This window comes from Hymenobacter humi (assembly GCF_042665855.1).
Classification (GTDB): domain Bacteria; phylum Bacteroidota; class Bacteroidia; order Cytophagales; family Hymenobacteraceae; genus Hymenobacter; species Hymenobacter humi.
This window is the reverse complement of sequence record NZ_JBHTEK010000001.1, coordinates 3,693,528-3,713,402: the sequence shown is the minus strand read 5'-3', so window position 1 is coordinate 3,713,402 and position 19,875 is coordinate 3,693,528. Positions and strand designations below refer to the sequence as shown.

Genomic DNA, 19,875 nt, shown 5'->3' with positions numbered 1-19,875 from the left:
AATCGTTCTGCCGCCGAACGCGCCGAGGCGCGTTCCTACATCGTTCGGTCACCACAAACCCTCAGCGCAGCAGGCGTACGGTGGTATCGAGGCGCTGTGTGCGCAGCAGTTCGTGGTATTGCTGGCTCAGGTCTGCTTCGGCCTGGCGCTGTTCTTCCTTCTGGAAAAAGCGCACCTTGTACTTCTCCTTGGGCGCGGTGCGGCGCAGGTTGATGTAGGTGAGCTTGCGGTTGGCATTGCGTTTCTGCTCGCCTTCCTGAATGCGCTCCACCCGCTTATTATTGTTGCCAAACAGCGCCTGCAGGGGCTTTAGCCCAATATATAGGTTGCTGCGCCCATCGAGGCCGTAGTGGCCGCTCACCTGCAGGCTGCTCAGGTTGCTGTTCAGGCGCAGGCCGGGGATGAGCAGGCGGCCGTCGGCCAACACAAAATCGCTGCTTACCGGCTCGAAAAACAAATGGCTGGTGCGCTCGGCCTTCATGAATTTTAAGGCCTCCATCAGGGCCTCCACGTTCATCAGCTCCAGGTTCCGAAAATCGGTTTTCAGGTAGCCCACCGTGCGCGGCAGGCTGGGCAGGAAGGTGGGGCCCAGGTCGGTGCGCAGGTCCACCACGCCGCGCAGCGTGCCCCGGATATTATCGCCGCCCAGCACGTTCAGCCCCATGGCCGTGGCCGTGGCAAAGAGGTCGGAAAGCTGAATGTCCTGCAGCTGCACCTGGGCCTGGGTGGCGTGGTGCTCGCGGTCGGGGGTGCTCACCATGAGGCCGCGCAGGCTGATGTGGCCCTGCAAGGCTTCGAGGGAGCAGTCGTCGAGGCGGGCTTCGCCCTCCAGCAGGCGCGAAACCAGCCGGAACCGGGTGCCTTTGATGGCGGCGTAGCGCACTTCATCGGCTTCCACGCGCAGCACCGCGCTCAGCACGCCGTTGGAGAGCATCGACGGGTCGGCCATGGCCTGCTGGCGCTGGGCGCGCCGGGTGGCCCGGCGCGTGGCCCGGGCCAGGGAGAGGGCCCGGGGAACGGAATCGGTGGGGGTGGTGAGGCTGGCAATCAGCCCAAGCAGGCGCTGCACGTCGAGGGTGGCGTAGCGCAGGGTCACGTCGGCGTCGGCGGCGGTGAGGCGCATGTTTTCTACCTGGGCCGTGGCCGTGGCTTCGCCCTGGCCGCCCTCGCCGGTCCGGAAACGCAGGAACGGCATGCGCAGGAACGCGCCGGTCTTCTCCAGGCGCAGGCTCACCTGGCTCAGGCTTCGCTCTTCGGGCAGCTCCACTTTATCAATGTCGATGTTGAGCCGGCCATTGGCCGCCAAAAGCAATTCGCGCAGGGCTGGGATGGCTGCCCCTTTGGCTTTGGTGGGCTGTTCGGCCGCTGGTTTGGGCCGCGTCATGTGGGCCCGAAACTGCCTGTAATTGAGCGTGGCGAAGCGCACGCCCAACTGGTAGCGCACCGGGGCCACCTGGTTGGCAGGGTCGGTGGGCCATTCGGCGCTGCCGCGCACGTTGCCGCCCCACACGCGGCCGGCCAGGTTGCGCAGCTGCACCCGCTGGCCGTCGTGGCGCACGGTCACGGCCAGGTTGGTGAGAGTGTCGGTGGCCAGCAGCAGGCGCTGGCAGCGCAGGCCCACATCGAGCAGCAGCCCCGGCGGAATCAGGGCGCTGCCCAGGGTGGCGGCCAGGCTGGACTTTGTCGCGCGGGGTTTTGCCGGGCTTGGGCAGGCTGGTGGGCGCAAAGCCGGCGGAGTTGCGGCGCGGGATGGGGCGCAGCAGGCTGCGCAGGCGGTCGACGCGCAACTCTTCCACCGAAAAATTGCCGACAATGCGGGCCGTGGGGTGCTGGTCGGTGAGGTACTCGTACAGCTGCGTGGTCACGGCCGAGGCCCGAAACTGCATGTCGTTGAGCACGCCCGTGGCGTTGGACAGGTGCCAGAGGCTGTCGCGCAGCCCCATGGTCACGTTGAGCCGGGAGATGTCGGCCCCGCGCAAGGGCACCAGGAAGGAGGCGTCGCGCAGGGTGAGGGTGCCGCGCACGGTCATGCTTTTCTGCAGCGGCCGCGGGTCAAACCGCCCGGCCATGGGAGGCAGCAGGCCCCGGAGGCGCACGTCCATGTCGGCAATGCCGCCACGGGCCCGCCAGTGGCCGGGCGCCAGCGCAGCGGCCAGCTCCGGCAGCTCGGTGCGCCCCTGGAAGCGCCCGTTCAGAAACGGCCGGCTGAAATCGCGCAGGGTGAGGGCAATGTTGAGCTCGCCGGCCGAGGAGTAGATACGGCAGCGCTGCAGGGTGAGCACCGTCGACTTGATGCTGTGCGCCGGGCCGTTGTCGTAGGTGCCGCGCAGGTCCCAGCGGCTGATGCGGCGGTCGGCGTCGGGCCAGCGCAGGCTGGCCCCGCGCAAGCTGAACGTTAGCACGTTGCGCGGCGTAACGGTGGGCCCGCTCAGGCCCGTGATTGTGTAGTGGATGTGCGCCCGGCTGGGGCTGGTAGCACCGGCCAGGATGGGGTCCAGGCGTGGGGGCAAGGCGGCGTGCAGCACGTCGGTGAGGGGCTGGTTGCCCACAAACCGCAGCTTGAGCAGGGTGCCCACCGGCTGCCGGGGGTCCACGGTGTGAGTGCCGCTCACCCGGATGGTGTCGCCGTTGAGGGTGGCGCGGGTGTCCCACAGCAGCCCCTGCCGGTTGGCAAAGGTGTACTTGTAGTGCACCCAGCCGCGCACCGGCTCCCGCTCAAACAGGGTGCCGGTGCGCGTGCGCAGGTAGCTCAACTGCCCTTCCAGGGTGCCCGCCACGCGCAGCACGCCGCGCTGCAGGCGCGCCGAGAGCCGCGCCTTCCGCACCTGGGCCCCAAACGCACTGCGCGAGTAGCCGTTGTGCGAGCTGAAGCGGAAGTTATTGACGATGAGCTCATCCAGGTCCAGGTCGACGGTGGGCGGGGTGCCTGTGCCTTTCTGGCGCTTGCCACGCAGGCCCCACGAGTGGCCCAACGAATCGACCCGCTCCCGGAAGTCCACGTCGGAAATCACCAGGCGCGTGACCTCGGTTTTGCCCCACAGCAGGCTGGTCAGCTTCAGGCGCAGGTCGGCGCGGCCCACGCGCAGCACCGGTACGTGCTGGCGGTGGGTGGTGTCCGTCAGGGCGATGTGGTGGATGGACGCCGTGAGGTGCGGGAAGTCGTGCCACGGCGAAAACTCCACCTCAAAAGGACCCAGCACCAGGCTCCGAGTTGTGCGTGAGGCCGTCGCGCACGGCCTGAGCTATGTGGCGGCGCCCGTACTCGCTGCCTAGCAGCCACACCGCCACCCCCATCCCCAGCACGCCCAGCAGCACCACCGATGCCAAGACACGTCGCAGGGGAAAGGATTTCATAAAAGGAGCCGCAGTTACCGGTAGCGCAGCAGCAAGGCGCCGCGCACTGTTGGGGTATAATGGCCCAACATACGATGAAAGTTCGGCAGCGAAATGCGGTCAGCCCCGAGCCGGCGGCTTATTCCTCGGCCGCCACCACTTCGTCGGCGTGCGTGGTGGCTTCGTAGGTGTCGGCGTATTTGAAGTCCTCGAGCCAATAAGCCGAGCTGACCACTTCAAACGTAATCGAATTCGCATCCTGGCCGACGGTCTTCAAGTCCCACAGCATCGACTTGGCTTCGTCGAATTTGGGCCCTTCCAGCTGCGTCGAAAACAGCCGGTTGATTAAAGCCTTGTCGGACAGTCCTGGCGCCAGAAGCCGCAGCAACGGAGCGGCGGGAGCATCGGCAAAAATGGCCAGGTCTTCGGGGTTTTCGGCGGTGCATTTCACCTGAAACTGCACGGCCTGGGTGCGCGGAAACGTGCCGTTGTAGGCCGTGTGTAGCAGTTCGGTGGCCTGATAAAAGCCTTTGTGCAGCGGCAGCTCGGGGTTTTCTTCCCAGAGCTTTTCCGTCAGCATCTGGTGGCTCAGGTTTTCAATCTGCCCCTCGTTTAACTGTTCCGGAAATAAATAGCCCAACACGATTTCGGCGGCTTCGCGCGGCTCCATGTCCGTGAAAGACATCAGGCACATGTCTTTTAATTCGGCCTGGCTGATTTCGTCCGGGTTCTCATAATTCATCTTCTTCAGCAGCTCTTTGTAATCCTGGTTGTTCCAGGAATCGGGCAGCTCTGATAACGAGGTAAAGGATAAACGCTCAACGGTGAATTTGGACTGAGGAATTGACATAACAAGTGTATTTGGGAATAAGGCAGCCGCAGGATTCAGCGGCTACGGTTTTGTTTACGCAGCTCGGCGGCAAACAACCGTAATGCTGTACACAGCTGTAGAGACGCAATATTTTGCGTCTCGTCGTCCGGGCCTTTTGGAAATCGTTTACTTGTCATCGCTCAACGACGAGACGCAAAATATTGCGTCTCTACAGCTCAGCCGGTTAGTTTAGCCCACCGAGGGCAGCGTAAACAGGAAGCGGCTGCCTTTTTCGGGCTGGCTTTCTACCCACAATGCGCCGCCTTGCGCGTCGATGAACTCGCGGGAAATGCTCAGCCCGAGGCCCGAGCCGCTGCCTTGCTCGGTGTGCCCCGGCACGGCCGCAAAGCGCTGGAAGATTTGCTTGTGGTGTTCCGGGTCGATGCCCGGGCCGCAGTCTTCTACGCTCACGCGCACCATTTCGCCCCAGTGCACGGCCCGGATGGTGAGGGCGCCGCCACGGGCGAGTAGCGGATGGCATTGGAGAGCAGGTTGATGAGCACCCAGGTGGTTTTTTCCACATCGCCGTGCACTTCGGGCAGGGATTCGGGCACCAGGGTTTCGAGCTGAAGCTGCTTGTCGTGGAGCTGGGGAAGCACGGTTTGGGTGGCGTAGCAGATGACGTCGGCCAGCTTCATGGGCTGCACGTTGAGCTTGATGCCGGCGCCCGCGTCGAGCCGGGCCACGTCGATGAGCCTGGCCCACCATGTTGAGCAGCCGCTGGGTTTCTTCGCTGATGCCGGTGGCCAGGCGCTGGCGTTCGGCGGCATCGGTGCGCTCGTCTTTCAGCAGCATCAGGCTGAGCTTGATGCTGGCCAGGGGCGTTTTCAACTCGTGCGAAATGGTGGCCAGGAAGGTTGATTTCAGCTCGTCGAGCTTCTTGAAATCGGACACGTTGCGCAGGCAGAAGATGTGGCCGCCCACTGTGGGCGCCGCCCCCGGCCGCCCGAAGGCTTCGATGGGGCTGATGCTGAGCTGGTAGTGCGGCGACTCGCCCTTGTGCGGAAAGGTGAATACCGGGTCGGGCTCGGCGTCGCCGGCCAGGTTGGCGGCGGCCAGGGGCTCCAGCAGCTCGCCCATCAGGGGGTTGGCTTGGGCAATGACCTGGGCGGGGCGGCCCAACAAGTCGGATTGGCGCATGCCCAGCAGGTCGCAGGCCACGGGGTTGGCCAGGATGATGACGTTTTGCTCGTCGAGCAGCAGCAGGCCCTCGTCGAGGCTGCGCACCAGGCTTTCCATGCGGTTGCGCTCCGTGAAGAGTTGGGCCAGGGTGGCGCGCCGCTCTTCCTGGGCCTGGCTGAGCACCCGGTTGACGGCCGTGGCCACGGTGCCTACTTCGTCGTGCTTGCCCACGGCCACACGGGTCGCGGGGCCGGGGCCAGCCACGCGGTCTACGTCGTCGGAAAGGCGGTGCAGGGGGCGGACCACGATGCGCGGCAGGCGCACCATCATGGTAATGCCCACGACGGTGCCGGCCGCCAGAAAGCCCAGCACCGTAGACCGCGCCGCCTGAAAATCAGCTTTCTCGATGCCGTGGGCCCCGTGCTCGAGGTAGTAGATGACAAAAAAGGCATAGCCACCCAGGCCCAGCAGCAACAGCAGCAGCAGGAAGATGCTGAGGCGGATTTTTAGTTTGAGGGACATGGTTTTAGTTATCTATTCTCGTGTCGCGGGAAGTGTAGCGTGGACTCTGCGAGTCCGCGCCTGGGCGAACAACACCGTGCGGAGCTACGCGGACTCGCAGAGTCCACGCTACATTATCCTTCCAGGCCGTATTCCTGGAGCTTGCGGTAGAGCGTGGTAAGCCCAATTCCCAGGCGCTTGGCTACGTCGGGCTTGTTGCCGTCCAGCTCGCCCATGAGCTTGCCGATGTGGCGGGCTTCCATGGCGCGCAGGCTTTCGTCGGTGGCATCGGAGCCGGGGCGGGGCGGGCGGCCCAGGGCGTGGAATTCGTCAGGCAGGAAGTCGGCGGCCAGGGGCTCGCCGGCGGGGGCCAGGATGGCGGCGCGCTCGAGCACGTTCTTGAGCTCGCGCACATTGCCGGGCCAGGGGTAGCGCTGCAGCAGGGCCAGGCACTCGGGCTCCAGGCCGGGGAGGCGCTTGCTGAGCTTGGCGGCGAAGTACTGCAGGAAGTGGTGGGCCAGGGGCGGCACGTCGGCCGGCCGGTCTTTGAGAGGTGGCACGTGGATGATGAACACCGAGAGGCGGTAGTACAAATCGGGGCGGAACCGGCCCTCGTCGGCTTCCTGCTTGAGGTTGCGGTTGGTGGCGGCCACCAGGCGCACGTTCACCTTGGTGGGCTTGGTGTCGCCGAGCTTCGTGAACTGCTGCATCTCAAGCACCCGCAGGAACTTGGCCTGCACATTGAGCTCGAGCTCGCCGATTTCGTCCAGAAACAGGGTGCCGCCGTTGGCTTCTTCCAGCAGGCCCTTCTTGTCGGTGAGGGCGCCGGTGAAGGCGCCTTTCTTGTAGCCAAACAGCTCCGATTCGAGCAAATCTTTGGGGAAGGCGCTGCAATTGACGGCCACGAATGCCTTGCCCTTGCGCCCGCTGGCTTGGTGAATGGCCTGGGCAAAGAGCTCCTTGCCGCTGCCGGTGGGCCCTTCCAGCAGCACGGTGCTGTCGGTGGGCGCTACTTGCTGGGCTAGTTTCTGCACCCGCTTCAACTCCACGGAGTCGCCTATCATCGACTCGAAGCGGTACTGCTCGCCCACGCGGCGCTCTAGCTCGGTTACGCGCTTGCGGAGGCGGGCTTTTTCGGCGGCGCGGTCCACCACCACCACCAACTGCTGCTCAAAATCGCCCTTGGTGAGGTAGTCGAACGCGCCGAGTTTCATGGCCTTCACCCCATCGGGGATGGTGCCGAAGGCGGTGAGCAGCACCACTTCGGCATCGGGGGCGGCGGCTTTGTAGCGGGGCAGCAGGTCCACGCCGTGGCCGTCGGGCAGTTTCACGTCGGATATCACCAGGAGCACGTCGTCGGCGTGTTGCTGCAGCAGCTCCAGGCCGCGGTGGGCGTCGGGGGCTTGCAGCACGGTGTAGCCTTCCAGCTCCAGTACCTGGGCCAGCAGGCGGCGCAAGCGCGCTTCGTCGTCGATGATGAGCAGGGTACCGGTGGGCATGGGGTTGCGTTGGGATGTTGAATTGAGCACTCAAAGAACGCCAGACTGCGACAGGTCGGCAACGAAAGACAGGATTGACCAAGCAACGAGTTGTCACGCCTAGATTTGATGGCGTCTATTATTCCTTTTGCTGTATGTCTGAAGTTGCTTTGAAGCTTGCTGAAGCTGTTGAATTACTGCACAACTCAATAGCTCTCAAAAGAGAGTCTGGAGCAAAGCGGCTTCGCAAACTCGGTCTGCCTGAATCGGGTGAAGCACTATTTGAAGCGCTGAAAAGGGAGGTTAAAGACAAACGAACTTGGTCTGCTCGATACCATTTAATTGCGGCTTTGGGCGTAGTTAAATATCAGCCTGCATTGCCTTTTCTGTGGGAATTAGCGCACCAAGATTTTGACGCGACAATGACTTATTTAGGGCTTGGCGATGCAGTTTTACGCTTATCTATTTTAGAAAAGCCCCTAGCGGAAGTTTGGGCAGAAGTTTTAAAAACGCAAAACCCTATGTTCATAGACGGTGCGTTGCGAGCAATTGCTTTGCTCAAACTTGTGCCTGATGATGAAACGATTCAAAGCATTATTGCCGTAGCGAGACAACCGAAGTTTATAGATGGCGTGCGTGGATATCCAGGTGACCAATCTGGGCTTAGGTACTGGGTTGCCGCTGCTAGTGGAGGCTGGAAGAAGTCATTGACACAAGAGTTTCTATTGGAGTGTCAACTCATCAAGGACACCAGTTTAAAGTTTGCTTCTGACCAAGCGTTGAAGGGCAAGTACATTAAGTGGGATTATTAACTCCCGCGAATCTCATTCTTGATGTGCTCCACGAACTGGGCGAATTCGGGTTCGGCTTCCACGTTTTCGTGCCAGGCGAGGCCCATTTCGGCTAGGTTGTATTGGTGCTGGGGGCTGATGGTGGCGCCCGGCACGAGGGCCCCGGCCGCGTCGTGCTCGTAGCCGAGCAGCCAGAGGCGGTCGGCCAGGGCGGTGGTGGTCACGATGTCGTGCGAGACGATGATGACGGTGTTCAGCTCGTCCATAGTCGTCACTTCGACGATGATGCGTTTCACCTCGTCAATCATGGCCACGTCGAGGCCGGAGAAGGGCTCATCGAGCAGGATGAGGTGGTCGGAGCAGAGCAGGCGCTGGGCAATGGCCGCCCGCTGGCGCTGCCCGCCCGAGAGGTGGGCCGGGTACTTTTGCGGTGCGGCGCGAGGCAAAACCGCTCCAGGTAGGCCTCGACGTGCTGGCGGGCTTCAGCGGAGGCGTGCTTGCGCTCGGCGGCCACCAGCAGGTTGTCCAGCAGCGTGCGGTGGTCGAATAGCGGGTAGCGCTGCTGCACAAAGCCCACCATGCCGGGCGTCACGGGCTGTTGGGCCTGGCCCACTTCCACGGTGCCGGCGGTGGGCGCAATCAGCCCGGCCATGATGCGGCACAGCACTGACTTGCCGATGCCGGAGCGGCCGTAGAAGCCCACCACCTGGCCCTGGTTCATGCCGGGGCGCGTCACGTCGAGCACCTGGGCGTTGATGTCGCGCAGGACTTTTTCCCCATTGAAGGAGATGGAGACGCCATTCAGGGTGAGAATGGGGTCTTTGTAGGAGTAGGTGTGCGCAGTCATGGCGGGTTGTAGCGTGGACTCTGCGAGTCCGCGCGTGTAAGGTGATGTGGGGAATTGACCAGGCGGGCGCGGACTCGCAGAGTCCACGCTACATTGCGGGCGTGTCGGACTTGATTCATTATGAGCGAAACTTGCCGCATCGGCTGCCGCCCGGTGAGGTGGTGTTTCTGACATTGCGGCTGGCGGGCTCATTGCCGCGCACGGTGGTGGAGCAGCTACAGGCCGAAATTGAGCTGGCCCGGCAACGCTTTGAGGCAGAATCGGCGCAGCTTTATATGGCGCAGAAACGGTACTTCGGTCGCTTCGATGCCCAACTAAACAAAGGAGAGTACGGCCCTACGTTTTTGCGGCAGCCCGCCACCGCGTCTCTCGTAGCAGAGTCTTTGCGCTATTTCGATGGCACGGGCTACGACCTGCGGTGCTATTGCCTGATGCCAAACCACGTGCATGTGGTGGTGCGGGTGCTGGAAGAAGCTCCGCCGCTAGTGAAAACGCTGCAGCGACTGAAAAGCTATACCGCAACACAGGCGAACAAACTGCTGGGGCGAACGGGCGCTTTCTGGCAGGCAGAGAGCTACGACCACGTGGTACGAAAAGAGGAGTTGGAACGAGTATTGGCATATGTGGTGGAAAATCCGGTAAAAGCGGGGCTGGTAGAGGATTGGGAACAGTGGCCCTACACGTATCTGGCTTCGACGTAGCGTGGACTCTGCGAGTCCGCGCATTGCGGGATGGTGGCTGTCGTTCGCCCCGGCGCGGACTCGCAGAGTCCACGCTACGCCTGCCCGAGCGTCGAGTAAGGGAAAAATACCCGCCTCAGCAGCACAAAAACATAGTCCTGCGCCGCGCCCGTAGCTAGAATCACCACTTGAATGGCCAGCACGCCATCTAAATGCAGGTAGCGGTTCTGCTTATAGAGCAGCAGCCCGATGCCGCCCTCGCTCTGGTAAAGCGTTTCGACCAGCGTAATCATGGTCCAGATGATGGCGAAGTTCTGGCGCACCACTTCCAGCATTTCATCGAGCTTGCCCAGCACCACCACTTCCCAGAAGCTGCGCCACTCGCCCATGCCCAGGGTGCGGGCGTGGTCCATTTCTTCCTGCGTGGTGGTCAGAATCACGCTCGTCATGCCCGTAACCAGGTACACCGTAGCGCCGAAAATGAGCACCGATAGCTTCACTTGGTGGCCGGAGCTCACCATCAGGGCCATGAAGAAGGTGAGGCCGGTGAGGGTGAGGTAGCGCATCTTGGAGGCCGCGTAGGCAATGGGCCGGAAGAAGGGCAACGCCGTGAGGTAGGAGATGCCCAGCGCCAGCACCGTGGCCACGGCCAGGGCTTGCAGGGCCGTGGTCACGCTGGCCCACAGCTCCTGAATGAGGCCCTGCGTGGTGATGAGGTCGCCCAGTGAGCGGACCACTTCGCCCAGGCTGGGGAACAGCTGCATGGGGTAGAACAGCCACAGCAGGAGCAGCAGAGCTACTTGAGCTACCACCATGGTGGTGAACACGAGGCGGCGCGGCTGGGCGTTGGGGGCGAATAGAGTTTTCATGGCAGGTTGTAGCGTGGACTCTGCGAGTCCGCGCACGAGCGCAGCGAGTATTGAGGACTGCGCCCGTGCTTGGAATCCAGAAGTGTTTCTTAGAATTTAGTCAGGTCTCGATACTCGCTGCGCTCGTGCGCGGACTCGCAGAGTCCACGCTACACGTGTTAGTTGCCCAGCACAATCTCCACGCGGCGGTTCTTCGCCTTGCCTTCTACCGTTGAGTTGCTGGCCACGGGCTCGGTGGCGCCGTGGGCGTACACCTGCACGCGGCCCTCGGGGAAGGCGCTACGGCTCTTGGTTTCCAGCCAGCGCTGCACGGCCATGGCGCGGTCTTCGGAGAGCTGCTGGTTGGCTTGCGGGTCGCCGGTGTTGTCGGTGTGGCCGTGCACGGCTACTTTGAGGCGGCCGGCTACCACCAGGTCGTCAAACAGCTGGTTGAGTTGGCGCTCGGCGGCGGGGTGAAGGTGCTCTTGCCGCTGTTGAACTCGATGTTCCAGGCGCGCTTGCTCACGCTGCGGCGGATTTCATCGTCGGCGGCAAATTGCTGGGTTTCGGCCGGGGCCACGGCTTTGCCTTTGTACTGGGCCTGCAGCTTTTTGAGGGGCGTGAGGTCCAGCATCTGGTCGAGGGGCACGTAGCTGGACAACTCTTTGGGGTAGAGCTTGCTTTGCACGTCGCCGAAGGTTTTGTACACGGCAGCGTAGATGTTGGTGCCGCCTTCGTCGAGGCCAAACAGGTTCAGGTTGTCGCTGAAGTTGAAGGCTTTGCTGCCGCCCAGCTCCACCACGTTGCCGTCGCGGTCGGCTTCGCTCACGCCTTTGTAGTACTTGAGCCAGTAGGCGCCGGGCTTGTCCTGGTCGCCGTACACGGTGGCCGAAATGTCGGCGGCGCGGGCCAGGGCTTCGGGGTGGGCTTTCACCTGGTCGCTGGCTACGGCAAAGCCGGTCATCAGGCCCAATACTTCCTTGGGGTGGGCGTCGTACCAGCGCTTGGTGGTCACCATGATGTTGGGCATCTGGTTTGAGTAGTCCTTGGTCGAGACGATGTTGACGAGGCCGCCGCGCTGCTTGGCAATGTTCACGTCGCCGGGCGTCCAGGTGGCCACGGCGTCGGCCACCACGTCCACGCTCACGCCGGTGTTCTTGCCGTTCACCACCTTGGTGCGGGCCTCGGGCTTGCCGAGGATGTACTTTTCGGCAGCTACCAGGAAGTCGCTGGCGGCCATAAAGTTCACGGCTTCGGGGTCGTAGGTGGTTTCGTCGGGGTTCACTTTCAGGCCGTTGTCGGCGCACCATTTCAGGGCGATGTTCTGGTCGCCGTCGCGCAGGTAGCAGGCAATGGTTTTGCCCAATGCGGTTTTCGGGTTGTCGAGCCATTCTTTCGGGCCCATCAGCTTGTCTTCGCCAAAGCTCTTGCCCACCGAGTAGGGGATGATTTGCAGGCTAGTGCCGGCCTTTTGCAGCTGCGTTTGCACGGCCGAGAAAGCGGGCAGGCCGTCGCCCATGATGCTCACAATCAGGCCCGGCGTTTCGGGGTTGTTTTGCAGGTCGAGGGCGTTTTTCACGAGGTCTGCCTGCATCTTGCTCACGTCGTCCTGGCGCACAATCTGCAGGTCGAGGCCGTTGGCGGCCATGCTGGAGCCCATGGTGCTGCGGGGGCCGCCGTTGGCCAGCATTCCGGCCATCTGGCTGTTCCAGGCCATCACTTCCCACACCACGGGAGTGCCCTTGTCGGCGGGAGCGGTACCGGGCAGCGGGGCCAGCGGTACTACGATAGTGGCCCGGCTGCCACCGGTGGCGGCCGGCAGCTCAATCGAGTTGAGCATTACCGACTGCGTTTCGGCTTTCTTGAACACGGCACCGCTGGATACCAGCTTGTTGATGCCGAAGTAAAGGGCCGCTACCAGGAGCAGGCCGATTACGATTTTACCACGTGTTGTCATTTTAGTAAGGGCAAAAGAGGGTGGGGCGCCCATTTTGGGCGCAATGATTTTTGAGGTTTTGGTGGGGTTGATTAGCGGCTCAGTGTCCTTTGGCTCGTCATGCCGAGCGCAGCCGAGGCATCTCGCTTAGACGTCCGAGAACGGTCATGCTGAGCTTGTCGAAGTATCTCTATCGCTTCGTTGTAGCGGCATTGATTACTGCCACACGCGAGATGTCTCGGCTGCGCTCGACATGACGGTCTTGGGAGTGACGCGTCACCAGGGCGGGCTCACCCAGCATACTCATCAGGAAAGCCGCCAGCAAAAAGCTAATCAAGCAGGCTAGAATAGGCATCATCGGAGGCTTTTTTGGTGGTGGCGAAGGATGGTTGGGCTTGCGGCTTTTCGTTGAGCACTGCGTTGAAATCGCCGTTCTGGTACTTGGTGAGCAGGCGTTGGCCCTTCTCGCTCATCACGCCGTTCTGGATGTCCATCTCCTTCACAAACTCCTGCGAGTAGCGCATGGCCTGCTTGATTTGGCCCAACTGCTGGGCCATGTCCTGGGCCACGCGGTCGGTGGCCAGGTCGAAGAAGTACTTCTTGTCGGGGTCGCCGCGCAGGATGTTCATGGCGGCGCGCATGCCCGAGCCTGGTGCGTTTCACTAGCTCGTATTCGTCTTTCAGGAGGTTGACCTTGAACTTGGAGCCGTCAATTTGGCGCAGGGCGGCTTTCAGAATCTGGCGCATCACTACCGAAACGTTAGCCGTGGTGGTGGCCATGGGCTGCAGGCGGCGGTTGTAGTCTTCCAGCTGGGCGGCGCGGCTGGCGTAGCTCTCGGCCATGTCCTTTTCGCCCTGGCGGGTGGCGGAGCTGGCCAGGGCCAGGTACTCCTTCATCTGGGCGGTGTTGGCGGTGAGCTTGCGCTTCACCAGGCTCGTGAGCGCCTTCGATGTTGGTCACTTCGGCGTCCATCTTCCGGGCTTCCTGCTCGGTGTTTTTGATGTAGTCCTGCATGATGCCGATGGGGTCGGTGTTGACGAAAATCCCGGCCAGCGTGCGCAGAATGCGCTGCCCGGCGTACCACAGCCCGGCGTGAATGCGCTTGTTCGTGACCAGCAAAAACAGCACGAACAGCACGCCCAGCCCAATTCCCAGCTTCACGCTGTTGAAGACGATGTCGACCAGGAAGGGCAGGATTTTGCCCCAGTAGTACACGGCCGCGCCCACCAGTCCGAGGAGCACCACGCGGCCGGCAATCTTTTCCGGCTTTTGCCACTTGGGCAGGCCGGTACCGGTGTCAGAGGAGGTTGTGAGTAGCGTGTTCATGGCATTAGGTATTTGAAGGGGTGGCAGTAGGGTTGAGGAAGTTTTGCGCAGCCTGGCGGTGGGCCTGCAGCTCGGCAGCGGCCGCGGCGTTGGCCAGCTCGTAGGAGGCCAGCGCGGCCTGCGTTTTCTGGCGTTCGGCCTGCGCCTGCTGCTGGATTTCGCGCAGGCTGCTGGCTCTTTTCGGTGAGCTGTTGGGTGAGGGCACCTACATCGGCTTGCAGCTGGGCTTCGCGCTGTTGCAGCAGTGCCAGAGGGCCGGGCGCGGCTTTCGAGTTAGGGCTTTCGCCCAGCTTTTCGCGGTGGCGCTGCAGCACCCGGGCGCGGTCGTCGGCCAGCTTGTGAGTCAGCTGCTCGGCTGAGGCCAGCAGCGCGGGGCGGTCCACGCCGGTGAGGGCGGAGAAGGCGTTGAAGGCCGTCTGGTAGAGCAGCGGGCCGGTGAGGCCGCTGCTGGCCATGCTGCTCACCATCTTGGTGTAGGCGCCGAAGTCCTTGCCATCACCCACCAGCAGGCTGGCAATGTGGTCGAGGTGGCGCTGCTCGGCTTGGGTGACGAGCGGCGCCGGGCCCGCTGGCGGCGGGGCCCCGGCAGGGGTTGGGCTGGAAGCGGCCGGGGCGCCGAGGCTTCGGCCGGGGCCGTTTCATCTTCTTCGATGAAAAAGCCCTTGGCGGCTTTGGTGAGGTTATCAAGGATGGCCATGGCTGCGTGCGTTTGGTGACTTCCACCCTATGTCAATACCAGTGCCGGCTTGATAATCTATTTTTGGTAGCGTGTGTGGTTGGTTGATATTAAGCTGATTAAATAAAAAATCCCCGCCGAGCACACAGCTCGATGGGGAGGAATTTTTCCAAAATGGAAAGGCTATTTTTTCAAAACAACAAGGGTTGAGCGTGGTGGTGTGGCTCTCGTGTGGTGGGAACCTCCCCCGGCCCCTCTCCATAGGGAGAGGGGAGCCACGGCAGCTTTCTGTCTAGCCCATTCAAAACAGAACGTCATGCCGAGCGGAGCCGAGGCATCTCGCTCACGCCATTTGTCATGCTTACGAAGGAAGCATCTTATCACGCTAACCCTAGCGGCCCGAACGTGAGAAGGTCTTCGTCGCCCCTTGATGCGCGGAATGCTCAGGATGACAGACAAGGCGAGCGAGATGCCTCGGCTGCGCTCGGCATGACGACCACTCTATTAAATGCCCAAACGCCGCTAAATACTCAGGCTAAACGAATCCCCCTTACCCTTCAACGAAGAACCACGAATAACCAAGTCGCCAGAAATAACGAACGTGCGGGGCTGAAAATCCTCCTTCTGGCGCACTTGCTCCAGGAACAGCCGCGCTGCCTGCTGCCCTATGCGGTAGGGGTGGAGGTTGACGGTGGTGAGGCCCGGCTCAATCATGGAGGCCATGAACTCGTCGCCGAAGCCCACCACGGCGATGTCGTCGGGCACGCGGAGGTGGCGCTTTTTCAGGGCCACCAGCAGGTCGAAGGCGTTGGTGTAGTTGATGGCGAAAATGGCATCGGGCGGCTCGGGCAGGGCCAGCCAGTTGTCGAGCGCGGCCACGGCTTCCTCAGTTCTAAACTCGATGTGGACCTCGTACTCGCTTCGGAGGTCGAGGTTGTAGCGCTTCAGGGCGTGCTGGTAGCCCGCCAGGCGGTTGCGGCTGATGAGCAGCGACTCGGGCCCGGCCAGGATGGCAATGCGGCGGGCGCCCTGCTGAATGAGGTGCTCGGTTACGTTGAAGGCGCCGTTCCAGTCGTCGAGAATCACCTTGGCGCTGTCCACCTCGTCGCTCACCCGGTCGAAATGCACCACCGGCACGCCCCGGCAGGCCGCGGGCTTCACGTGGTCAAAGTTCTCGGTTTCGCGGGAGTGGCAGATGAGCAGGCCGTCTACCCGGCTGGCTACCAGGGCCTGCACGTTGCTCACTTCCGTTTGGTACGATTCCTTTGACTGGCAAATCATAACCCGGTAGCCGGCCTCCGACGCCACGTCCTGAATGCCGCTCACCACTGTGGCAAAAAACGGCCGCTCGATATCCGGAATAATCACGCCCAGCGTGTGGGTTTCGCGGCTCTTGAGGCTCTGGGCCAGCAGGTTGGGATGGTAGTCCATTTGCCGGGCCGTGTCCAGGATGGCCTGCCGGGTGGTGGGGCTGATGTCGGTGTGCCCGTTCAGCGCCCGCGACACCGTGGACGAGGCCACGCCCACGGCCTTGGCCACGTCGCCAATGGTGGTTTGGCTGCGGCGGCGCTCGGTGAGCTGCCCGGCGGGTTTTTCCTCCGTGAAGTGGTAGTCGCAGGCCTTGCACAGGAAGCGCTGACGGCCCCGCACGAAGCCGGCCTTCAGCACCGAGCCTGCTCAACTTGCATTTGACGCAGGTTATCATCTGAATTTGTACTTTTTTGGAAAAGGACTTGCTTTGATGCCGCTGGATGCCCCTGCATTGTCTACTTATTCAAAGGTAAGACACAAAATATTTTCTTTGCTACCGCACCGCTAAGATAGCTATCGGCAACGATTCCGGAATCGTTACCGATAGTTTTTATTCGAAAACAAGTTGTCTGGGCCATTTTTCCGGTATTGACTATAGGCAATCATGATGTACTTTCGGTAAGTAGTCCAGCAAATAGGTTTCCGGAAGCTTTTTGAGGCTCTGGTGCCACCCGCAGGATTAGTGTATAGGTAAATTGTATTCTGAAGAAGAGTCTTATGCTACACACCATGCGTTGGTTCGGTCCGCACGACCCCGTTTCGCTCTTCGATATCCGGCAGGCCGGGTGCACGGGCGTGGTAACTGCGCTGCACCAATTGCCAGTGGGAGCGGAGTGGCCCGTGACGGAGATTCGGGCCCGCCAGCAGCTCATTGAGGCCGACAACGCCACCCATTCGCCCCTGACCTGGGAAGTGGTGGAAAGCCTGCCGGTGCACGAAGACATCAAGAAGGGCCGGCCCTCGCGCGAGCTTTATATAGCCAACTACAAGGCCTCGCTGCGCAACCTGGCGGCCTGTGGCATCCGCACCGTGTGCTACAACTTCATGCCGATGCTGGACTGGTCGCGCACCGACCTGAGCTACGAAATGCCTGACGGCTCGCGCGCCCTGCGTTTTGTGTGGCAGGACTTCGCCGTATTCGACCTCTGTATCCTGAAGCGCCCCGGCGCCGCAAACGATTACGAGCCGGCCGTGGCCGAAGCGGCCCGGCAGCAATTCGCCCAAATGAGCCCTGAGGCCATTGCCAGCCTCACCAACACGGTGCTGCTGGGCTTGCCCGGCTCGGAGGAGGCTTTGAGCTGACCAACTTTCAGAGCCTGCTGGATGAGTACGCCGCTATCGACGCGCAAGCGCTGCGCGAAAACTTGCACTACTTTATTCAGCAAGTAGCTCCGGTGGCTCAGGAGCTTGGCATCGGTCTCTGCATTCACCCCGACGACCCGCCGTTTCCGCTGCTGGGCCTCCCCGCGTGATGAGCACCGAAGCCGACATAGCCCAACTAATGGCGGCCTGCGACGTGTCGGCCAATGGCCTCACGTTCTGCACCGGCTCGTTGGGTGTGCGGCCCGATAACGACCCGGCCGCGATTGCGCGGCGCTTTGGGTCCCGCATCCATTTCATCCACCTGCGGACCACCAAGCGCGAAGCCAACCCCGCAACTTCCACGAAGCCGACCACCTGGCGGGCGACGTGGACATGTACGCCGTGGTGCGCGAGTTGGTGCTGGAAGAGCAGCGCCGCGCCGAAAACGGAGGCCGCGCCATTCCCATGCGCCCCGACCACGGCCACCAGATGCTCGACGACCTCCAGAAGAAATCCTACCCCGGCTACTCGGCCGTCGGCCGCCTACGCGGGCTGGCCGAGCTGCGCGGCCTGGAATACGGCATTAGAAAAGGGTTGAGTTTTGAGGGTTGAGTGTTGAGGTGGCCTAAAAGATTCGGGCGCTTCTGTTAGAATCTGTCGCCTCAAAACTCAAATCCCAACATTCAAAACTCAACCCTCAACCCTCAACATTCAACACTCCCTCCATGTCGTTCCGGTCTATTTTGCTCCTACTGGTATTCGTTGCCGCCGCGCACCGCAGCATGGCCGACGATGGCTACCGGCTGTGGCTCAAGTACGACCTGATGACGGACGTAGCCCAGCGCAACGCCTACCGGCAGGCCGCCCAGTACATTGTGGCCGACGGCAGCTCGGCAGTGCTCAAGACGGCGGCGAAGGAACTGCAGCGCGGCCTGCAAGGGCTCTTGGGCCAGTCGGTGCCGGTGGTGGCGAAGGCTGAGGCGGGAAGCACAAAACGCGGCATCCTTTTATTAGTAAGCCCGACCGCAAACGTTCCCGGAACTTCCCAGACTAACGACGGCTACCGCATCTTATCCCAAGGCCGCAACTTGGTAGTGACAGGCAGGAGCGGGGCCGGCGTGCTCTACGGTGTATTTGCCCTGCTGCGGGAGCTCCAAACCCGCCAGCCGGTAGCTCAACTGGCCCAGGCCAGCAGCCCGCGCATCCAATACCGCCTGCTCAACCACTGGGACAACCCCAACGGCACCGTAGAGCGCGGCTACGCGGGCTCCTCCATCTGGAAATGGTACGAGCTGCCCGAGCGGCTCGACCCGCGCTACACCGACTACGCCCGCGCCAACGCCTCAATTGGCATCAACGGCGTGGCCATCAACAACGTGAACGCCAGCGCCCGCTACCTCACGCCCGAGTACCTGCAGAAGGTGAAGGCCCTGGCCGGCGTGTTTCGGCCTTATGGCATCCGGGTGTATTTGTCGGTGTTCTGGGCCGCGCCCAAGGTTATCGGTGGGCTGAAAACCTCTGACCCGCTCGACCCGCAGGTGAAGCAGTGGTGGGCCGCCAAGACCGAGGAGATATACAAGGTGATTCCCGACTTCGGCGGCTTTCTGGTGAAGGCCAACTCCGAGGGCGAGCCCGGCCCGCAGGACTACGGCCGCAACCACGCCGACGGCGCCAACATGCTGGCCGACGCTCTGGGCCAGCACGACGGCATTGTGATGTGGCGGGCCTTCGTGTACAAAGCCAACAGCAACGGCGACCGATTCAAGGAGGCCTACGAGGAGTTTAAGCCGCTCGACGGCAAATTCTCGCCCAAGGTGCTGGTGCAGGTGAAGAACGGGCCAATTGACTTTCAGTCCCGTGAGCCCTTCCACCCGCTGTTTGGGGCCATGCCCAGGACGCCGCTGGTGCTGGAAGTGCAGATTACGCAGGAGTACCTGGGCTTTGCCACGCACCTCGTGTACCTGGCGCCGCTGTTTAAAGAATGCCTTGACTCCGATACCCAAACCAAGGGCCCCGGCTCCACGGTGGCGAAGGTGGTGGACGGCAGCCTCGACCAGCACCGCCTCAGCGGCATCGCGGGCGTGGCCAACATCGGCGCCGACCGCAACTGGACTGGTCACCCCATGGGCCAGGCCAACTGGTACGCCTTCGGCCGCCTGGCCTGGGACTACAACCTGACCTCGGCCGCCATTGCCACCGAGTGGGCCAAGATGACCCTGAGCCGCGAGCCCAAGGCCGTGGCTACCATCGTGGATATGATGGGCAAGTCGCGTGACATCTACGTGCGCTACACCACGCCGCTGGGCCTGCACCACATCATGGGCGAGAGCATTCACTACGGCCCCCAGCCCTGGTTGGCCAAGGCTGGCCGCCCCGACTGGACGTCGGTGTACTACCACAAAGCCGACTCCCTGGGGCTGGGCTTCAACCGCACCGCCACCGGCTCCAACGCCCTGGCCCTGTACTCGCCCGGCGTGCAGAAGCTCTGGGGCGACCCCAAAACCTGCCCGCTCAACTACCTGCTCTGGTTTCACCACGTGGGCTGGAAGCAGCCGCTAAGTACCGGCCGCAACCTCTGGAATGAGCTGGTGACCCGCTACTACACCGGGGCCGACTCCGTGACGTGGATGCAGCAGCGCTGGGCCAGCGTGAAGCCCGCCGTGGACCCGGCAGTGCACGCCGACGTCACGGCCCGGCTGCAAATCCAGCGGCAGGAAGCCCTGTGGTGGCGCGATGCCTGCGTGCTCTACTTCCAGACCTACTCGAAGCAGCCCATTCCGGCGCCGTTTGCGCCGCCCACCCGCACCCTGGCCGAAGTCAAAAGCTTGGTGGACCTCTACCAGCTCAAGTAA

At 62.3% G+C, this 19,875-nt stretch carries 18 protein-coding genes and 3 pseudogenes; 4 read left to right on the top strand and 17 right to left on the bottom strand.

Features of this window, described 5'->3' with window-relative positions; all coding sequences use genetic code 11:
• Positions 1-61: 61 nt before the first annotated feature.
• From ACFQT0_RS20865 to ACFQT0_RS20840, 6 genes are all read right to left on the bottom strand, one after another.
• Positions 62-1,306, bottom strand: a complete 1,245-nt coding sequence (locus ACFQT0_RS20865; RefSeq protein WP_380205033.1) for an AsmA-like C-terminal region-containing protein — start codon at positions 1,304-1,306, stop codon at positions 62-64.
• On the bottom strand, positions 1,272-3,200 hold the full coding sequence (locus tag ACFQT0_RS20860; RefSeq protein ID WP_380205032.1) for a hypothetical protein: 1,929 nt from the start codon (positions 3,198-3,200) through the stop codon (positions 1,272-1,274). The genes ACFQT0_RS20865 and ACFQT0_RS20860 overlap by 35 nt, the downstream gene beginning before the upstream one ends.
• The gene (locus ACFQT0_RS20855) at positions 3,184-3,354 is read right to left on the bottom strand and encodes a hypothetical protein (protein ID WP_380205031.1); all 171 of its coding nucleotides are present in this window, start codon (positions 3,352-3,354) and stop codon (positions 3,184-3,186) included. The genes ACFQT0_RS20860 and ACFQT0_RS20855 overlap by 17 nt, the downstream gene beginning before the upstream one ends.
• Before the next feature lie 118 nt (positions 3,355-3,472).
• Positions 3,473-4,183: a hypothetical protein gene (locus tag ACFQT0_RS20850; protein WP_380205030.1), complete on the bottom strand. Its 711-nt coding sequence runs from the start codon at positions 4,181-4,183 to the stop codon at positions 3,473-3,475.
• Positions 4,184-4,393: 210 nt separating this feature from the next.
• Positions 4,394-5,848, bottom strand: coding sequence for an ATP-binding protein (locus ACFQT0_RS20845; RefSeq protein ID WP_380205029.1), 1,455 nt, complete (start codon positions 5,846-5,848; stop codon positions 4,394-4,396).
• A 113-nt stretch (positions 5,849-5,961) separates the two neighbouring features.
• The gene (locus tag ACFQT0_RS20840; RefSeq protein ID WP_380205028.1) at positions 5,962-7,326 is read right to left on the bottom strand and encodes a sigma-54-dependent transcriptional regulator; all 1,365 of its coding nucleotides are present in this window, start codon (positions 7,324-7,326) and stop codon (positions 5,962-5,964) included.
• 134 nt (positions 7,327-7,460) lie between these two features.
• On the opposite strand from ACFQT0_RS20840, the gene ACFQT0_RS20835 reads away from it, so the two are divergent.
• Positions 7,461-8,117, top strand: coding sequence for a hypothetical protein (locus ACFQT0_RS20835; protein ID WP_380205027.1), 657 nt, complete (start codon positions 7,461-7,463; stop codon positions 8,115-8,117).
• Here the strand turns inward: ACFQT0_RS20835 and ACFQT0_RS20830 are convergent.
• From ACFQT0_RS20830 to ACFQT0_RS20820, 3 genes and pseudogenes are all read right to left on the bottom strand, one after another.
• Positions 8,114-8,410 carry a hypothetical protein gene (locus tag ACFQT0_RS20830; RefSeq protein ID WP_380206183.1) on the bottom strand — a complete coding sequence of 99 codons (297 nt, stop codon included), beginning with the start codon at positions 8,408-8,410 and terminating at the stop codon, positions 8,114-8,116. The genes ACFQT0_RS20835 and ACFQT0_RS20830 overlap by 4 nt on opposite strands.
• A gap of 60 nt (positions 8,411-8,470) precedes the next feature.
• A pseudogene (locus ACFQT0_RS20825) lies at positions 8,471-8,542 on the bottom strand (hypothetical protein); the annotation flags it as partial.
• Positions 8,542-8,817: pseudogene (locus ACFQT0_RS20820) on the bottom strand (ATP-binding cassette domain-containing protein); the annotation flags it as partial. The pseudogenes ACFQT0_RS20820 and ACFQT0_RS20825, both read right to left, overlap by 1 nt.
• Positions 8,818-9,044: 227 nt before the next feature.
• Between ACFQT0_RS20820 and ACFQT0_RS20815 the strand changes: the two are divergent.
• Complete coding sequence (locus ACFQT0_RS20815; RefSeq protein WP_380205026.1) at positions 9,045-9,644, top strand: transposase; 600 nt, start codon at positions 9,045-9,047, stop codon at positions 9,642-9,644.
• 74 nt (positions 9,645-9,718) lie between these two features.
• Here ACFQT0_RS20815 and ACFQT0_RS20810 read toward each other — a convergent pair whose 3' ends face one another.
• From ACFQT0_RS20810 to ACFQT0_RS20775, 8 genes are all read right to left on the bottom strand, one after another.
• The gene (locus ACFQT0_RS20810; protein WP_380205025.1) at positions 9,719-10,492 is read right to left on the bottom strand and encodes an ABC transporter permease; all 774 of its coding nucleotides are present in this window, start codon (positions 10,490-10,492) and stop codon (positions 9,719-9,721) included.
• A gap of 158 nt (positions 10,493-10,650) precedes the next feature.
• Positions 10,651-10,902: an OmpA family protein gene (locus ACFQT0_RS20805; RefSeq protein WP_380205024.1), complete on the bottom strand. Its 252-nt coding sequence runs from the start codon at positions 10,900-10,902 to the stop codon at positions 10,651-10,653.
• Positions 10,896-12,428 carry a hypothetical protein gene (locus tag ACFQT0_RS20800; RefSeq protein WP_380205023.1) on the bottom strand — a complete coding sequence of 511 codons (1,533 nt, stop codon included), beginning with the start codon at positions 12,426-12,428 and terminating at the stop codon, positions 10,896-10,898. Before ACFQT0_RS20800 ends, ACFQT0_RS20805 begins: the two co-directional genes overlap by 7 nt.
• Positions 12,429-12,736: 308 nt before the next feature.
• A complete protein-coding gene (locus ACFQT0_RS20795; protein WP_380205022.1) occupies positions 12,737-13,048 on the bottom strand; it encodes a hypothetical protein in 312 nt (103 codons plus the stop codon).
• A gap of 119 nt (positions 13,049-13,167) precedes the next feature.
• The gene (locus tag ACFQT0_RS20790) at positions 13,168-13,734 is read right to left on the bottom strand and encodes a hypothetical protein (protein ID WP_380205021.1); all 567 of its coding nucleotides are present in this window, start codon (positions 13,732-13,734) and stop codon (positions 13,168-13,170) included.
• On the bottom strand, positions 13,731-14,237 hold the full coding sequence (locus ACFQT0_RS20785) for a hypothetical protein (protein WP_380205020.1): 507 nt from the start codon (positions 14,235-14,237) through the stop codon (positions 13,731-13,733). The genes ACFQT0_RS20790 and ACFQT0_RS20785 overlap by 4 nt, the downstream gene beginning before the upstream one ends.
• The gene (locus ACFQT0_RS20780; RefSeq protein ID WP_380205019.1) at positions 14,195-14,431 is read right to left on the bottom strand and encodes a hypothetical protein; all 237 of its coding nucleotides are present in this window, start codon (positions 14,429-14,431) and stop codon (positions 14,195-14,197) included. Before ACFQT0_RS20780 ends, ACFQT0_RS20785 begins: the two co-directional genes overlap by 43 nt.
• A 501-nt stretch (positions 14,432-14,932) precedes the next feature.
• Positions 14,933-16,078, bottom strand: a complete 1,146-nt coding sequence (locus tag ACFQT0_RS20775) for a substrate-binding domain-containing protein (protein WP_380205018.1) — start codon at positions 16,076-16,078, stop codon at positions 14,933-14,935.
• Between the two features lie 360 nt (positions 16,079-16,438).
• Here ACFQT0_RS20775 and uxuA point away from each other — a divergent pair.
• Both uxuA and ACFQT0_RS20765 read left to right on the top strand, forming a co-directional pair.
• A pseudogene (gene uxuA / locus ACFQT0_RS20770) lies at positions 16,439-17,635 on the top strand (mannonate dehydratase).
• A 113-nt stretch (positions 17,636-17,748) separates the two neighbouring features.
• A complete protein-coding gene (locus ACFQT0_RS20765) occupies positions 17,749-19,875 on the top strand; it encodes an alpha-glucuronidase family glycosyl hydrolase (protein WP_380205017.1) in 2,127 nt (708 codons plus the stop codon).

Excerpts from the sequence above, each read along its gene's own strand:
- ACFQT0_RS20855 (WP_380205031.1), bottom strand. The coding sequence starts at position 3,354 with ATGAAATCCTTTCCCCTGCGACGTGTCTTGGCATCGGTGGTGCTGCTG.
- ACFQT0_RS20850 (WP_380205030.1), bottom strand. The coding sequence starts at position 4,183 with ATGTCAATTCCTCAGTCCAAATTCACCGTTGAGCGTTTATCCTTTACC.
- ACFQT0_RS20845 (WP_380205029.1), bottom strand. The coding sequence starts at position 5,848 with ATGTCCCTCAAACTAAAAATCCGCCTCAGCATCTTCCTGCTGCTGCTG.
- ACFQT0_RS20840 (WP_380205028.1), bottom strand. The coding sequence starts at position 7,326 with ATGCCCACCGGTACCCTGCTCATCATCGACGACGAAGCGCGCTTGCGC.
- ACFQT0_RS20835 (WP_380205027.1), top strand. The coding sequence starts at position 7,461 with ATGTCTGAAGTTGCTTTGAAGCTTGCTGAAGCTGTTGAATTACTGCAC.
- ACFQT0_RS20810 (WP_380205025.1), bottom strand. The coding sequence starts at position 10,492 with ATGAAAACTCTATTCGCCCCCAACGCCCAGCCGCGCCGCCTCGTGTTC.
- ACFQT0_RS20800 (WP_380205023.1), bottom strand. The coding sequence starts at position 12,428 with ATGACAACACGTGGTAAAATCGTAATCGGCCTGCTCCTGGTAGCGGCC.
- ACFQT0_RS20795 (WP_380205022.1), bottom strand. The coding sequence starts at position 13,048 with ATGCGCGCCGCCATGAACATCCTGCGCGGCGACCCCGACAAGAAGTAC.
- ACFQT0_RS20790 (WP_380205021.1), bottom strand. The coding sequence starts at position 13,734 with ATGAACACGCTACTCACAACCTCCTCTGACACCGGTACCGGCCTGCCC.
- ACFQT0_RS20780 (WP_380205019.1), bottom strand. The coding sequence starts at position 14,431 with ATGGCCATCCTTGATAACCTCACCAAAGCCGCCAAGGGCTTTTTCATC.
- ACFQT0_RS20765 (WP_380205017.1), top strand. The coding sequence starts at position 17,749 with ATGTCGTTCCGGTCTATTTTGCTCCTACTGGTATTCGTTGCCGCCGCG.